The organism is Variovorax sp. P5_A3, from assembly GCF_056400665.1.
Genome location: NZ_JBFUKW010000006.1, coordinates 17,131 through 32,112, shown reverse-complemented (window position 1 = coordinate 32,112; position 14,982 = coordinate 17,131). Strand labels below are relative to the sequence as shown.

Below are 14,982 nucleotides of genomic sequence, written 5' to 3'. Positions count from 1 at the left end.
AGCCCCGGATCAACGGGGTTCGACCGCGGAATGGCCCCGACTACCCGCGCTACGACATTGACATTCGTGCCGACCGAGCATTCGCTTGACACGCCAGACCTGCAAACCTAGACTTTATGTGAGCGATAACATTTCGCCGTTGGCAACGCGCCTTCCCGCCATGGAACGGAGACAGTCTTGACCGCCAGATCAGCCAGATTCCGCCAGTTGTTCAAGGAAGGCCCCTTCGTCTGCATGGGCGCGCACGATGCAGTGACCGCCAAGCTGGCTGAGGAGACGGGCGCCAAGGCCATCTTCGTGAGTGGTTTCGCGGCCGCGGCGGTCATCGCGGGCCAGCCCGATGTCGGATTGCTGAGCCAGACCGAGATGTTCGAACACATCCGCCGCATCGCGCGGGTCACCAGCCTTCCGGTGTTCGCGGACGCGGATGCGGGCTACGGCAGCGTGCTCGACTGTCAGCGCACGATCCAGCTATGGGAAGAGGCAGGCGCTTCGGCCCTGCACCTCGAAGACCAGGCAGTTCCCAAGAAGTGCGGTCACTTCGCCGGCAAGCAGCTCATTCCCAAGGAAGAAATGGTGCAGAAGCTGCGCGCCATGCTGCAGGCGCGGCGCGATCCCGACTTCTTCGTCGTCGCGCGCACGGACGCGGTGGCCGTCACCGGGCTCGACGATGCGCTGGACCGTCTCGAAGCCTATGCGGCGGTCGGCGCCGATGGTCTCTACGTCGATGCGCCGACGAGCGTCGAGCAACTCCAGGCCATCAGCCGGCGACTGCGACCGCTGGGCAAGCCGCTGCTCTTCAACATGGCCAGCTCGGGCAAGAGTCCCACTCTCTCCCTGCAGCAGCTCGATGCGCTGGGGTTCGACTACGCGTTGTGTCCCATCGAGTCCGTGTTCGCCATGCACAAGGCGGTAAAGGAAATGATGGAGACTTTCATGCGCGAGAACTCGATCAAAGCCATTGCCCACCTGTTGACGCCCTTCGACGAGTTCAATCGCTTCGTCGGCCTGGAAGAAGCCATGACGCGAGAGAAGAGCTTCGCCTGACTCGCCTAGCTGCGCAAGACAAAAGACATTGGAGACACGCCAGATGATTCGATACCTTTGCGGACTGCTCGCCGCGGTCACGCTTTCGATCCAGCCCCTGTCGGCGGCCGCCCAGGACTATCCGACGAAGCCCATCCGGATCATCGTCGCCAGCGCCGCGGGTGGCGCGTCGGACATCCTGTCGCGGCTCGTCGCCGAGCGGATGCAACAGGCCTTGGGCCAACCCGTCATTGTCGAAGCCAAACCGGGCGCCAACGGCAATATCGCCGCCGAGTTCGTGGCGGGCTCCCCGCCGGACGGGTACACGCTGATGATGGGCACCATCGGTGCGCTCGCGATCAATGCCTCGATGTACAAGAACGTGCGCTTCAACCCGCTGAAGGACTTCGTGCCGGTGGCCCGGCTGGTGTCGTTCTCCAACCTGCTGGTGGTCAAGGCCGCATTGCCGGTGAACGACGTGGAGGCACTCATCGCCTATGCGAAGGCGCATCCCAACGAGCTTCACTACGGCTCGCCGGGTGCCGGTGGCTCGCCGCACATGGCGATGGTCCAGTTCGCCCAGATGGCCAACATCGAGATGGTCCACGTGCCGTACAAGGGCGCGGCGCCGACGCTGACGGACCTGATGGGTGGCCAGATCGATCTCGCATTCAGCGATCCGCTGCTGACGCAGCCGCACCTGCAGAGCGGACGCATCCGCGCACTGGCGGTCAGCGGCAGCAAGCGCCTGCCCACGCTGCCGAACATTCCCACCGTGGCCGAGGCGGGCGTGCCCGGCTATGCGGTGAGCGGCTGGCTCGGCATCGCGGCACCTGCGCGCACGCCGCCGGCGATTGTCGCCAAGCTCAATAAGACGCTCAACGACATCATGGAACAACCCGACATGAAGGCCAAGATGAGGGAGCAGGGCGCGGAGATCATCACGACCACGCCGGAGGAGTTCGGGACCTTCATGGCCTCCGAGTTCCATCGCTGGAAGAAGGTGATCGCGGACGGGAAGCTGGTCGCCGACTGAGCGCGGCCGCGGCGCGGCGCGCCTGCCGCTTCATTCCCGCTGGACCTTCCCGTCCTGGATCATCTTCTGGATGAACTCGCTCTCGCGCCGGACGCGGCTCTCGAACTCGCCCGGCTGTCCGGCGTAGATCGAGCCGCCCGACTTGGCGAAGCCTGCGTTGAGCCGCGGGTCTTCGAGCGCCTTCCTGAGGCCGGCCTCGAGGATCGCGACCGTCGCCTCGGGCGTCGCGCTCGGTGCGAGCAGCCCGATGTAGGTGGTCGAATCGAAGGGCTGGGCGCCGATGCGCGCGATGGTCGGCACCGACGGCATCGACGCTTCCTGCGAGGTTCCGAGCACGGCCAGCGCGACCACGTCACCCGATTCGAGAAAAGGCTTGGAGGTGGTGAGCTGATCGACGCCGACGTCGAGCTGGTTCGCGAGGATGTCCTGCAGCATCGGCGCTGCGCCCTTGTAGGCCACGCTGTTGAAACTGGTGCGGGTGGCCAGTTCGAGTTGCATCAGGGCGACGTGGTTGTCCGAGCCCATCGCGCCCATCCCGACGGCCAGCCGTCCCGGCTCCTTCCGGGCTGCTTCGATGAAGTCTTCCAGCGACTTGAACTTGCTGCCCTTCTTGACCACCAGCACCATGGGCGTGCGGCTGATGAACCCGATCGGCTTGAAGTTGTCGATTGAGTAGGACACTTTCACGAGGTTGGGCGTGATGGCGAACACGCCCTTGGCGGCGACGAACAGCGTGTAGCCGTCGGACTTGGCCCCTGCCACATAGGCGGCGCCGATGGCACCGCCGCCGCCCGCCCGGTTCTCGACCACCACCGACTGCCCCAGCACCTTCGAGAACGACTCCGCGAAGAGGCGCGCCGTCAGGTCGCCGTTGCCGCCGGCCGCGTAGGGGACGACGAGCGTGATGGGCCGGGACGGGAAGGCCTGTGCGAAGGTGGGGCCCGCGAGCCCCTGGAGTCCCGCCGCCGCGATGGCGGTGACGAAGGTTCTGCGTTGGATGGTCATGTTGTCTCCTTGTCTCGTTGATCTTCCCGCCGGTGCGGCTGTGCTCACTCGTACCAGCGGCCCTCGTCGAGCACGAGCGGCACCTCCTTGTTGGCTTCGGAGAAGCCGTCGAGCGGTGCGTTGTCCGCGCCCACGCGCGCCAGCACATCGGGCTCGGATTCGCTCGCCGCACCGATGCGCAGCATCACCAGCGCCTCGTCGCCCGTGGCGCGGAACCAGTACAGCGAGCCGCGTGGAAGCAGGACGCAGTCGTTCTTCGCGACTTCGCGCGTCTCGCCGCGCGGGCCATGGAAAGTCGCCGTGCCCTGCATGATGAGGAAGAAATGGTCTTCGTTGACGTGCGCGTGCAGCTCGTTCTCGCCGCCTTCCGCGTAGGTCTTCAGGACGACGCTCATCATCTTCGTCGCGCCGAGGACCTGGTTCGTGCGGCCAGCCTTGGGCAATTGACAGCGCACATGGAAAAAGCTCGGCACGGTGCGCTGCGCGAGGCGCTCCATCTCGGAGAGCCACTCAGCGGTGTTCTTGACGATGGGCGCGGTGTCTTCGGTGGTGGGGTTCATGCGAATTCCTTGGGTATCAAGTCGCCTCGAAACCGTACAGGCGTGCGGGATTCGAGACCAGGATCTGTTCGAGTGTCCCCGCGTCGGGGGCGCAGGCACGCAGCAGGGCGAGCGAGCCGCGGTCGTCGACCTGCTGCAGCGGCGTGATGCTCTCGACGCTGGCGCCGGCCAACGGAGCGGGAACGGGATGCGGCCAATCGCTGCCCCAGACCAGCCGGTCCGCGCGCTCGGCGATGAGGGCGTGGGTCAGCGGCGCCAGGCGCGCGAAGTCGCTATCCGTGATGCCGCACAGGTGGCCCGCCGAGAGCTTCACGTAAACCGCGCCCGAACGCATCGCGGCCAGCAGTTGCCGGAAGTCCGGATGCTCGGGCGAGGTCGACGCGTGCGTCCCGGCGTAGTGATCGAGAACGAGCGGTACCTCCAGTGACGCGAACGCCGGGCTCAACTCGGCGAACAAGGCCAGCCGCGCGTGAACCTGCAGGTGCCAGCCCCGACCCTGCACGCGTCGCGCCGCCGATTCGAGCAGGCGGCGCGCCTCGGCCACGGACGTCGTGCCGTCGGTCTCGAGATTGAGCCGCACGCCCCGCATGCCGCCGGCGGTAAGCCGGTCCAGCTCCGCATCGGAGATGCGATCGATCTCGATGGCCGCAACGCCGCGCGCCACTGCAGGCCCCAGGGCCGCGATGGCGTGCAAGGTGGCGCCGTTGTCGAATCCGTAGACGCTGGGCTGCACGACGACGACCCGTCCCAGCCCCAACGCGTGCAGATGCCGAGCCAGCTGCCGGTCGTCCGCTGTCGAAGGCGTGTACCTTCGCCCGGGCGCAAAGGGGAATTCGCGGGGGTCGGCGAAGATGTGCGTATGGCAATCGCAGGCCTGTGCGAAGGCCGGAATCGCATCGTCGAGCCGGGGGCTCTCGCGTTCCGCGATGCCCTCTGGAGGCGACGTGCACTCCCGATCGGAGGAGAGCTGTCTCATGCCAAATTTCTGAACCATGTTAACGCTAACGCAAACCTGAGCGTACAGGCGAGGACTTGCGATGTCAATCAGGGAAGGGGATTCCCATCTGCTGTCTGAGTCGTGGCCGCCCCGTGAATGAGCGGGTCATAATCGCTCGCAGCAGCAACCTGTGAGCGCACCATAGTCACCCGAACGCCGTCAACCATCACCGTGAGTCGAAAGCTGAAGCTCAGTCAGCTGATGGTGTTCGCGCGGGTTCTCGAGTCAGGCTCATTCCTCCGCGCTGCCAACGACCTGGGGCTGACGCAGCCGGCCATATCGAAGGCCATCTTCGATCTGGAGTCGTTTTTCGAGGAAGAGATCTTCACCCGATCCAATCGAGGCGTTGTGCCGACGGATTTCGGTGTCATGCTGGGACGCCGCGTCCAGTCGCTGATTGCCGAACTGAGACACATGACGGACGAGGTGCACGCGTACCGGACGGGTGAGGCGGGTCATGTCATCGTCGGCACCCTGATCTCTGCCTCCGCGCAGTTGTTGCCCCGAGCCATTGGCAAGTTGCAGGGCGAGGCGAGCGGCGTGCTCGTCACCATCAAGGAAGGCACGGCGCCCCATCTGTTTCCGGCCCTCGCCACGGGCGAACTCGACATCGTCGTCGGTCGATTGCCGGAAACGGACTCCTTGCTCTCCACGTCCTTCCCGATCAGCCATGAGGTGCTCTTCGAGGAGGCCTTCTGCGTGGTTGCCGGCAACGAACACCCCTTGGCAGGAAAGAGCGGTCTCCAGCTTTCGGAATTGACTTCCTACCCCTGGATCTTCCCGCTCGCGGAATCGCCGGCGCGAATTGCCGCCGAAAGGATGTTCCGGGACGCCGGGGTGCCCGTTCCGGTGCCGCGCGTCGAGTCATTGTCGATCCTCGCCAACATCGCGTTCCTGCTTCAGAGCAGCATGCTGGCCTTCATGCCGAAGGCCGCCGCTCTGCACCTGAGCAAGGTCGGCAGCGTCGTGATCCTGGACACGCCGGCGACCCACAACACTGCGAAGGTCGGGTTCTCGGTGCGAGCGGACAAGGACGTCGCACCTTCCTGCAAGCGATTCATCGAATGTCTGCGCGCCACGGCGCTCGAGATTTCGGACCAGCTGAAATGACCGGCTATTCCCGGGGCTTGCCCATCGACGCCAGGAACGTCGGGACCGGCAGCCGAAGCCGATCGGTGCTGCGGACGTAGTTGGGGCCACCCAGGCGGCCGACCGGCGCGAATTTCTCGACGCGCACGCGCAGGCGTTCTTCGTCGATGAGATCTTCGCGAAAGTACATGGCCACGATTTCGCCGAAGACGATGGAACGCTGCGTCGAAAAGTCCAGGACCTTGTAGAGCCTGCATTCCCACGCGATCGGCGCCTCGGCGATGCGCGGGACCTGGACCTGCCGGGAAGGGGCCAATGCAAAGCCGACCGCCTCCGCTTCGGAGATGTGCGAGGGGAAATCGGTGCCGCACAACACCATGCGCTCCACGATCTGCTCGTCCACCATGTTGACCACGAATTCTCCGCGCTCAATGATGTTCTTGAGCGTGTCCTTCATTTCACCGGGTCGGTGGCTCTCCTCGCCGTAGTGGTCAACGGCGATCGCGAACAGCGGCGGATCCTCGCCCATGTAGTTGAAGGCGCTGTACGGCGCCGCATTGCAACGACCCTGGCTGTCCAGGCTTGTCACCAGCGCGATGGGCCGGGGGCCCACGCTGCCAGTGATCAGCCAGTACTTCTGCATGGTGCTCAGATGCTCCATCGAGACGTGCGTCATCATGCGCTCCAGTAGTGATGGCTCGATGCGCCGGGTTTCGAACGCTGCGGACTCACGTCAAACACCCACATAGCGTTGCCAGATCGCCGGATCCGCATCGAGTTGGCTGGAGGCGCCCTGCCAGGCGACCCTGCCTCGTTCGAGGATCGTGTGGTCGTCGGCGATCTGGATGAGCCGCTCGACATACTTGTCGATCACCAGCACCGTCTGACCTGCCTGGCGCAGGACCTGCAGGCATCGCCAGATTTCCTCGCGAATGAGCGGCGCGAGCCCCTCGGTCGCTTCGTCCAGGATCAGAAGATGCGGATTGGTCATGAGTGCGCGGCCGATGGCGAGCATCTGCTGCTCGCCGCCCGAGAGCTGATTGCCCATGTTCTTCTCCCGCTCTTGAAGGCGCGGAAAGAAGGCATAGATGCGCTCCAGCGTCCAGGGGTCGTGGCCTGAAGACGCACAGATCCGGGTTCCCTTGCGAGCGAATGCAACCAGGTTCTCCTTTACGGTCAGATTGGGAAAGATCTGTCGCCCTTCGGGGACGATCGCGAGCCCGAGCTGCCCGATCTTGTTGGGCGGCATCCTGTCGATCCGGTGACCGAGGAATCGCACCGCTCCCGTGCGACACGGCGTCATTCCGAAGATGCTCCTGACCGTCGTGGTCTTTCCCATGCCATTGCGGCCCAGCAAGGTGCGCATCCTTCCGTGTTCGATGGTCAGTGAGACATCGAACAGGACCTGGCTCGGTCCGTAGGAGGTCTGGAGGTCATCGACCTCGAGGATGGCGGAACTCATGCGGTCACCTCTTCGCCCAGATAGGCCTTGCGTACTTCCGGATCGCGCCGGATCTCCTCGGGCGTACCCGAGGCCACGACGCGGCCATACACCAGCACGGAGATGCGATCGGCGAGCCGGAACACGGCGTCCATGTCATGCTCGACGAGCAGCAGCGTCACGTCGGCGCGCAGCTTTTCCATGAGTACGACCATGGATTCCGACTCTTCAGGGCCCATGCCCGCCATCGGCTCGTCCAGAAGGAGCAACTTGGGCCGCGTCGCCAGTGCAAGGCCCAATTCGAGTTGGCGTTGCTCCCCGTGGGCAAGGTTCAGCGCCAGTTCGTCCGCGCGACGCGACAGGCCAACGCGATCGACAACTTCGCGCGCCTGAGCGAATGCTTCACGCTCCCGGCGGAAGGGCCGTAGAAACGACATGCTGGTGCCTGTGCGCGCCTGGACGGCGAAGGCCACGTTGTCCAGAACGCTGAACTTCTTGTAGACGTTCGTGATCTGGTAGGACCGCGCGAGACCCCGCCGCACGCGCGAATGCATCGGCACCTTCGTGATGTCTTCGCCGTCGAAGATCAAGCTGCCGGAACTGGGTTGCAGAGTTCCGGAGATCTGGTGGATCAGCGTGGTCTTCCCTGCGCCGTTGGGGCCGATGAGCGCATGGATCTCGCCGGTACGCACCGTCAGGTTGGCATGATCGGTGGCCACGAGGCCGCCGAAACGCTTCACCAGGTCCTTGATTGTGAGAAGAGATTCGCTCATGGCTTATCCGTGACGGTTGCGAGCGAGCAGGCCGGCAACGCCACTGCGGGTGTAGAGGACGATGGCCAGCAGAATGACCCCGAGCGGCAATTGCCAATAGATGGTGTAGCTGGAAAGAACCTCTTCCAACGCAAGCAGGATGAAGGCCCCCATCAAGCCGCCGTAGACGTAGCCGACACCCCCCAGGATGACCATGACCATCAACGACCCCGATTGCGTCCAGAACAGAAGGCTCGGGCTCACCATGCCGTTCTGGTTTGCAATGAGGGCGCCGCCGAGCCCGGCGACGGCACCGGCAATGATGAAAGCGACCAACTTGTAGCGAAAGACGGGGAACCCGATCGCTTCCGTGCGGACCTCGTTCTCGCGAATGCCTTGCAGGACACGCCCAAACCGCGCATTGACCAGGAAGCGCATCGAGACCAGGACAGCAACCAGAAGGCACAGGACCACGAAATAGAACGTCGTGTCATGGGTCAGATCGAGTCCGAACGGCATTCCGGAACGCTGCGCCAAGGGAAGACCATCCTCGCCACCGTAGTCGGCAAGCGAGATGAACATGTAGTACAGCATCTGCGCGAAGGCCAATGTGATCATGATGAAGTACAGGCCGCGCGTTCGAAGACTGATGGCACCGATGACGGCCGCGACCAGGGCGGCGATCAGCATGGCGGCTGGCCATGACACCCATGCCGAGTCGACACCGGATTGGGCAAGTATTCCGACCGTGTAGGCCCCAAGGCCGAAGAATGCGGCGTGGCCAAAACAGACCAGCCCACCAAAGCCGATCAGCAGGTTGAGGCTCGTTGCGACGATCGCGAAGATCATGATCCGCGTCAACACGCCAACGTAGAAATCCTGGCCGGTGGCAGTGGCAACGAACGGAAGTGCGATGGCCACGGCCAACGCTGTCGCGGCGATGGGCCTGGAGGCTGCTTGATGCATTGCGGTCATTGCCCTATCCCCTGGCAGGGAAGAGCCCCTGCGGTTTCCAGAAAAGAATGGCGGCCATCAGCACATAGATCAGCATGGAGGCAACGGTCGGCCCCATGCCGGAGGCGACTGCCGGCGAGAAGAAGACGCGAAAGGCCGCCGGAAGCGCAGTCCGACCCACGGTATCGACGACGCCCACCAGAAGCGCCCCGACCAGCGCGCCGCGGATCGAACCGATGCCTCCGATGACGACGACCACGAAGGCGAGGATCAGGATGCTCTCCCCCATGCCGACCTGCACCGAGAGAAGCGGGCCCAGCAGCGCGCCGGCAACCGCGCACAGCAGGGCGCCGAACCCGAAGACGATCGTGAAGAGCCATGTGATGTTGACGCCCATGGCCGTTGCCATCTCACGATTGGATGCGCCAGTACGCACCCACATGCCTGCGCGAGTGCGCGAGACCAGCAGGTACAGGATGAGCGCAACCGCGAGCCCGACGCCGATGATCAGCAGCCGATAGGAAGGGTAGGAGATCCCTGCACCCAGATCGACCGGTCCCGAGAACACGTCGGGCACGTTGAGCTTGATCGGCTGGGTCCCCCAGATCAGACGGACGACCTCGTTGCTGATCAGGATGAGTGCGAAGGTGGCGAGCACTTGCGACAAATGGTCGCGCCGATACAAGGCGCGCAGCACCGACATTTCCAGCAACATGCCGACCACGGCAGTTGCGAGCAGTGCCAGCGGAACGGCCACAAGGAATGAACCGGTGGCATGCGTGAGCGATGCGGTCAGGTACGCGCCGAACATGTAGAGGGAGCCGTGCGCGAGGTTCACCATGTCCATGATCCCGAGGACGAGCGTCAGCCCGGCCGCGAGCAGAAAGAGCATCAGGCCGAACTGCAGCCCGTTCAGTCCGGATTCGATCAGCGCGGTCATGATGCAAAACCTCGATGGGCTCGTGCGACCAGATCCTTTGCGAGTTGCGCTGTCAGCTTGGCACTCATTTCATTGAGCAGCGCGCCGTCGGCGCCGAACGCCGTGCCGGCTGCGGGCACCAGAACTTCATCGGCCATGACGTGTGCGCCCATCTTGCTGAAGATGCCGCGCAAGTGGGCGACTGATCGAATGCCACCGAAGGGGCCCGGGGAGGCCGCCATCAGCGCGACGGACTTGCCGCGAAAGGGTGCGAGGCCGTCCTGGCCCTGCGTCGGGCGCGAGCACCAGTCGAGTGCGTTCTTCAGCAGCGCCGGGACGGAGCCGTTGTACTCGGGCGTCGCCACCATCACGGCGTCATGGCTCGCGAACAGCGAACGAAGCTCGAGTGCTGTCGTCGGCACGCCAGCGAGCGCTTCATCGTCCCCGTCGTAGATGGCCATCGGGAAATCTCGCAAGTCGATCAGTGACACCTGCGCTCCGGCCGAACGGGCTTCGTGCGCTGCGATCGAGATCAGTCGCTTGTTGAGAGAGCCGGACCGGGCGCTGCCTGCGAAGGCAAGGATCTTTGGCTTGGTCATGGTCTTCCTTTCCATGCCGCCGCGTCAAATGGCCTTCATCTTGCAGGCGCCGACGTAGGTGTCGCCTTGCGCATCCGTGATCTTGGAGAGCGTCTTGTTGGTGACGACCCCGGATGCGTTCTTCTGCACCTGGCGCAGGTAGAAGCTGTGGATCGGGAACTGGTTGGTGTTGAACTTGAAGTCGCCGCGAACGGACTGGAAGCGGGCCGCGGCGATGGCGTCATGCAGCGCGGCCTTGTCTTCGAGGTTTCCCTTGACGTCTGCGACGGCGCGGTCCAGCAGCCTCACGACGTCGTAGCCTTGAAACGCGTACATCGACGGCAGGCGGTTGTACGTGGCCTTGAAATCCGCGACGAACTTCTTGTTGGCCGGATTGTCGAGATCCCATGCCCAATGCGAGGAGTTGAAAAGGCCGACCATCGGGTCGCCAAGCGCCTTGATCGTGTCCTCGTCCGCCGAGTAGCCGGGCACGAAATAGGGAATCTGCTTCTCGAGGCCCGAGGCAATCAGTTGCTTGATGAAGTTGACCCCCATCGCACCCGGCAGGAAGAAGAACAATGCGTCGGGCTTGTTCGCGCGGATCTGGGAGATCTCCGAGGCGAAGTCGAGTTCGCCCATCTTCACGTAGGTCTCCTGGGAGACTTCGCCCTTGAACGTGCGCTTGAAACCGGTCAGGTTTTCACGCCCGCCCGCATAGTTCGGGGCCAGGATGTAGACCTTCTTGTATCCCTTGTCGGACATGTACTTGCCCATGGCCTCGGCCTGGCCGTCGTTCTGCCAGGACAGTCCGAAGAAGTAGGGATTGCACTGTGCGCCGGCCAGGCTGGCCGGGCCGGCCGCGGTGCTGATGTAGAAGGTCTTGGCGGCGAAGGTGGGCGCGCCGACGGCAAGAAGCACGTTCGAATAGACCACGCCCGTCATGAAGTCGACCTTGTCGCGCTTCAAGAACTTGTCTGCGAGTTGCTTGCCGACGTCGGCGCTGGCCTGGTCATCCCCCTCCACCACTTCCACCGGCAGACCGCCGATCTTGTTGCCGGTTTCCTTCAGGGCCAGATTGAAGCCATCGCGGATTTCGATGCCCAGACTGGACAACGGGCCGGAGAGGGTGCTGATATAGCCAATCTTGACCTTGTCGGCGGCGTGACTGCAGAGCGCAATCGAAAACGCAATCGGCAAAAACAGCCATTTGATATTCATGGTGGAAATCTCCGTAAAAGGAAAGAATAGATATCAGGTTGAAATGGAAGGTGGGCAGCAATATCAGGCGGGCCCGGCCTGATATTCAATCGAGCCGCCCGGCAAAAAGAACAGGAATGTCACGGTCCCGCCAGCGACGGTGGGGTAGTGACTGGAATTGGCTTCAAAAACGCGCCAGCCTGCGCCGGATCCGCAAAACGTGCCCGTCGGGTCGACAGGCCCGATCATGTTGATTTCGCCCCGGGGATGGCGGTGATAGTTGCCTTTCACGTTGCGCAATTTCGCGCTTTCAACCGTAAAGCCGTGTGTGGCTTCCGAGGCTTCCGCGATGCGGCCCCGGCGATAGTCGGGACCGTCGACTTCCGCGTAGCAAGCCCAACCTTCGTCGATGCCCGCCCGAAGGAGCGCCAACAAGGTACCGAACCGCTGCGTCGAAGGGCCGTAGCGATCGTTCAATTGCGCCTGAAGCGCTGCGTCAAGAGGCTTCGAACCGATGAAAGCGAGCAGCTCCTGGACTGCCTCGAGTAAAGCAGCCTTGCTCGGGCCGCCAGGGAGGGCGTCTGATGCGGCTGCGGCGGAGACGTCGGTATTGGTCATTGCGTGGCTTCCTGAGTGGACGAAGTTTCGGGCTGGGGCAATCATAGGAGGCCGATCTGGATCGCCACAATCAATGTTCCACTCTCTGCTATTCCAGAAAGTGATAGCGGTTCCGACGCACCGGATTGAGGCAATTCTGCCTTTCAAAGGTGCACGCTCGACGGCGCGCCCCGCCTGCCTTTTCTTTCCCACCGGTATCAGCGAAAGTTATAGACGTCGCTCATATTTTGATTGTTCAGCGCGCAACGGCATGGATAGAGTTCGACCCAATTCATTGCGGAGAACACATGCAACCGTCACTCTCTCTTCCCGCCTCGCTGCGCTCCACGCGCAATTTCGTCAATGGCGAATTTGTCGAAGGCATCCGGCTGTTCCCCAACATTTCGCCCATCAACGGCGTGAAGATCGCCGACGTCCACGAAGCCGGTGCGCAACTGGTCGACGAGGCCGTCCGTGCGGCGCGCGGCGCGCTCGGCGGCCCATGGGGTGCGATGTCACCGGCGGAGCGCGCCGTCGTGCTGCACCGCGTCGCGGACGGAATCGAACGGCGCTTCGACGACTTCATCGCCGCGGAGGTTGCGGACACCGGCCGCCTCGTGGACCAGGCGCGCACGCTCGATGTCTATCGGGGCGTCGCGAACTTCCGTACGTTCGCCGACCTCGTCAAGGTCGCTGGCAGTGAGGCGTTCGAGACACGGGCAGCCGATGGCAGTGACCTTCTCAACTACACGGTTCGCAAGCCGCACGGGGTCATCGGCATCGTCTCGCCCTGGAACCTGCCGCTGCTGCTTCTGACCTGGAAAGTGGCTCCTGCCCTCGCGTGCGGCAACACGGTCGTCGTCAAGCCTTCCGAGGAAACGCCTTCCTCGGCGACGCTGCTGGCCGAGGTCATGCGCGATGCCGGCGTTCCGGCGGGCGTGTTCAATCTGCTGCACGGATTCGGGCCGGACTCGGCGGGCGAATTCCTGACCCGTCATCCGGGCATCGATGCCATCACCTTCACGGGCGAATCGCGCACAGGCGAGGCCATCATGAAGGTCGCCGCGCACGGTGTTCGCGAAGTCTCCTTCGAACTCGGGGGAAAGAATGCAGCGGTGGTCTTCGCCGATGCCGACTTCGACGCAGCGGTCGACGGCGTGTTGCGCTCCAGCTTCACCAACTCGGGGCAGGTCTGCCTGTGTTCCGAGCGGGTCTACGTCGAACGGTCGATCTTCGAGCGTTTCGTCGCTGCGCTGAAGCTCAAGACCGAAGCGCTTCGGATCGGCTTTCCGGACGAGCCCGGCGTGAACATGGGCTCGCTCATCTCCCATGCCCATCGCGAGAAGGTCCTGTCTTACTTCAAGCTGGCATTGGCGGAGGGCGCGACCGTCGTGACGGGCGGCGGCGTGCCAACGTTTGGCGATGAGCGCGACCACGGTGCGTTCGTTCAACCCACGATCTGGACCGGGCTTCCCGACACGGCCCGTTGCGTCGTCGAGGAAGTGTTCGGACCCGTCTGCCACATCGCGCCGTTCGATACCGAAGACGAGGTCGTGCGCCGGGTCAACGACAGTCGCTACGGCCTGGCCGCCAGCATCTGGACAACCAACCTGAAGAGGGCCCACAACGTGTCGCGACGCTTTCACGTCGGCATCACCTGGGTGAATACCTGGTTCACCCGGGACCTGCGCACGCCATTCGGCGGAACGAAGTTGTCGGGCCTCGGACGCGAAGGGGGTCGCCATTCGCTCGACTTCTATTCCGAGATCAGCAACATCTGCATCCAGCTCTGAAGGATCGCCATGACTTCACCCATCAGCCAGGTCGTCCCAGGCAAGGCAACGCCCAGGGGACGCTTCCCCCACTACAGGCGCGCAGGAGATTTCATCTTCGTGTCTGGCACGAGTTCGCGCCGTCCAGACAACAGCTTCGAAGGTGTCCAGTCGGACGACATGGGTACCACGACCCTGGACATCCGGGCGCAGACGCGTGCCGTCATCTCGAACATCGGAGACATCCTCGCGAATGCCGGCGCTTCCTTGTCGGACGTTGTCGAGGTCAGCGCCTATCTGGTGAACATGAACGACTTCGGTGGCTACAACGAGGTGTACGGCCAGTTCTTCGATGAGAGCGGCCCCACCCGCACGACCGTCGCCGTCCACCAGTTGCCGCACCCCCATCTGCTGATCGAAATCAAGGCGATCGCGTGGAAGCCGCTCGGTTCCAACAGCTGATCCAGACGTTCAATTCCCTGAAAGCACACCATGTACAAATACGGACGCCCATTGAACTTCCAGCGCTGGCTGGACGAGAACTCGCATCTGCTCAAGCCACCGGTCGGAAACCAGCAGATCTGGAAAGACGGCGACATGATGGTCACCGTCGTCGGTGGACCGAACAAGCGCAGCGACTTCCACGACGACCCGATCGAAGAGTTCTTCTATCAGTTCAAGGGAAACGCGTTTCTCCTGATGTGGGACCGCGGGCAGTACGACCGCGTCGAACTCAAGGAGGGCGACATGTTCCTGATGGCGCCGCATACCTTGCACTCGCCCCAGCGGCCAGAAGCGGGCAGCCTCTGCCTGGTCATCGAGCGACAGCGTCCGAAGGGGGACACCGACGCCTTCCAATGGTCCTGCGCGCGCTGCGGCACCGTGCTTCAGAGGTACGAGAAGCAACTCGAAAGCATCGTTGCCGACCTGCCTCCGCTCTACGAGCGCTTCTACGCGACCACCGAGCAGGAACGCACGTGCCCCCAATGCGGAGAGGTGCATCCCGGTCGGGATGCAGTCTCCTGGCACAACGCCCTTCGATCCGCTCATGGTCTGTGA

General features: G+C 63.4%; 17 protein-coding genes. 6 read left to right on the top strand and 11 right to left on the bottom strand.

Going from position 1 to position 14,982, the window contains the following annotated elements:
* Positions 1-177 precede the first annotated feature (177 nt).
* Together AC1D3B_RS11065 and AC1D3B_RS11060 are read left to right on the top strand one after the other, a co-directional pair.
* Positions 178-1,047: an isocitrate lyase/PEP mutase family protein gene (locus AC1D3B_RS11065; protein WP_478190710.1), complete on the top strand. Its 870-nt coding sequence runs from the start codon at positions 178-180 to the stop codon at positions 1,045-1,047.
* Between the two features lie 43 nt (positions 1,048-1,090).
* Positions 1,091-2,062, top strand: a complete 972-nt coding sequence (locus AC1D3B_RS11060) for a Bug family tripartite tricarboxylate transporter substrate binding protein (RefSeq protein WP_478190709.1) — start codon at positions 1,091-1,093, stop codon at positions 2,060-2,062.
* Between the two features lie 30 nt (positions 2,063-2,092).
* Here the strand turns inward: AC1D3B_RS11060 and AC1D3B_RS11055 are convergent, their stop codons facing one another.
* The 3 genes from AC1D3B_RS11055 to AC1D3B_RS11045 are packed head-to-tail and all read right to left on the bottom strand — an operon-like array spanning position 2,093 to position 4,603.
* A complete protein-coding gene (locus tag AC1D3B_RS11055) occupies positions 2,093-3,067 on the bottom strand; it encodes a Bug family tripartite tricarboxylate transporter substrate binding protein (protein ID WP_478190708.1) in 975 nt (324 codons plus the stop codon).
* A 44-nt stretch (positions 3,068-3,111) separates the two neighbouring features.
* Complete coding sequence (locus AC1D3B_RS11050) at positions 3,112-3,627, bottom strand: cupin domain-containing protein (protein WP_478190707.1); 516 nt, start codon at positions 3,625-3,627, stop codon at positions 3,112-3,114.
* Between the two features lie 16 nt (positions 3,628-3,643).
* Positions 3,644-4,603, bottom strand: a complete 960-nt coding sequence (locus AC1D3B_RS11045; protein ID WP_478190706.1) for an amidohydrolase family protein — start codon at positions 4,601-4,603, stop codon at positions 3,644-3,646.
* Positions 4,604-4,795: 192 nt separating this feature from the next.
* Here AC1D3B_RS11045 and AC1D3B_RS11040 point away from each other — a divergent pair, with 192 nt between their 5' ends.
* The gene (locus AC1D3B_RS11040; protein WP_478190705.1) at positions 4,796-5,734 is read left to right on the top strand and encodes a LysR family transcriptional regulator; all 939 of its coding nucleotides are present in this window, start codon (positions 4,796-4,798) and stop codon (positions 5,732-5,734) included.
* 4 nt (positions 5,735-5,738) lie between these two features.
* Here the strand turns inward: AC1D3B_RS11040 and AC1D3B_RS11035 are convergent, their stop codons facing one another.
* The 8 genes from AC1D3B_RS11035 to AC1D3B_RS11000 form a co-directional block, all read right to left on the bottom strand.
* Complete coding sequence (locus AC1D3B_RS11035; RefSeq protein ID WP_478190704.1) at positions 5,739-6,389, bottom strand: flavin reductase family protein; 651 nt, start codon at positions 6,387-6,389, stop codon at positions 5,739-5,741.
* 57 nt (positions 6,390-6,446) lie between these two features.
* Positions 6,447-7,175, bottom strand: coding sequence for an ABC transporter ATP-binding protein (locus AC1D3B_RS11030; protein WP_478190703.1), 729 nt, complete (start codon positions 7,173-7,175; stop codon positions 6,447-6,449).
* Positions 7,172-7,927 (bottom strand): ABC transporter ATP-binding protein, encoded by a 756-nt coding sequence (locus AC1D3B_RS11025; RefSeq protein ID WP_478190702.1) that lies wholly within the window; start codon positions 7,925-7,927, stop codon positions 7,172-7,174. Before AC1D3B_RS11025 ends, AC1D3B_RS11030 begins: the two co-directional genes overlap by 4 nt.
* A 3-nt stretch (positions 7,928-7,930) precedes the next feature.
* Positions 7,931-8,881: a branched-chain amino acid ABC transporter permease gene (locus AC1D3B_RS11020; protein WP_478190701.1), complete on the bottom strand. Its 951-nt coding sequence runs from the start codon at positions 8,879-8,881 to the stop codon at positions 7,931-7,933.
* Positions 8,882-8,885: 4 nt separating this feature from the next.
* Entirely contained in the window at positions 8,886-9,800 is a 915-nt protein-coding gene (locus AC1D3B_RS11015) for a branched-chain amino acid ABC transporter permease (protein WP_478190700.1), read from the bottom strand.
* Complete coding sequence (locus AC1D3B_RS11010) at positions 9,797-10,378, bottom strand: NADPH-dependent FMN reductase (RefSeq protein WP_478190699.1); 582 nt, start codon at positions 10,376-10,378, stop codon at positions 9,797-9,799. The genes AC1D3B_RS11015 and AC1D3B_RS11010 overlap by 4 nt, the downstream gene beginning before the upstream one ends.
* 24 nt (positions 10,379-10,402) lie before the next feature.
* On the bottom strand, positions 10,403-11,575 hold the full coding sequence (locus tag AC1D3B_RS11005; RefSeq protein WP_478190698.1) for an ABC transporter substrate-binding protein: 1,173 nt from the start codon (positions 11,573-11,575) through the stop codon (positions 10,403-10,405).
* Between the two features lie 63 nt (positions 11,576-11,638).
* The gene (locus AC1D3B_RS11000; protein ID WP_478190697.1) at positions 11,639-12,172 is read right to left on the bottom strand and encodes a 4-hydroxylaminobenzoate lyase; all 534 of its coding nucleotides are present in this window, start codon (positions 12,170-12,172) and stop codon (positions 11,639-11,641) included.
* Between the two features lie 287 nt (positions 12,173-12,459).
* On the opposite strand from AC1D3B_RS11000, the gene AC1D3B_RS10995 reads away from it, so the two are divergent.
* Genes AC1D3B_RS10995 through AC1D3B_RS10985 form a run of 3 tightly spaced genes read left to right on the top strand, consistent with a single transcriptional unit; the run spans position 12,460 to position 14,982 of the window.
* Complete coding sequence (locus AC1D3B_RS10995; RefSeq protein WP_478190696.1) at positions 12,460-13,944, top strand: 2-hydroxymuconic semialdehyde dehydrogenase; 1,485 nt, start codon at positions 12,460-12,462, stop codon at positions 13,942-13,944.
* Between the two features lie 9 nt (positions 13,945-13,953).
* Positions 13,954-14,385 (top strand): RidA family protein, encoded by a 432-nt coding sequence (locus AC1D3B_RS10990; protein ID WP_478190695.1) that lies wholly within the window; start codon positions 13,954-13,956, stop codon positions 14,383-14,385.
* A gap of 30 nt (positions 14,386-14,415) precedes the next feature.
* Positions 14,416-14,982, top strand: a complete 567-nt coding sequence (locus AC1D3B_RS10985) for a 3-hydroxyanthranilate 3,4-dioxygenase (protein ID WP_478190694.1) — start codon at positions 14,416-14,418, stop codon at positions 14,980-14,982.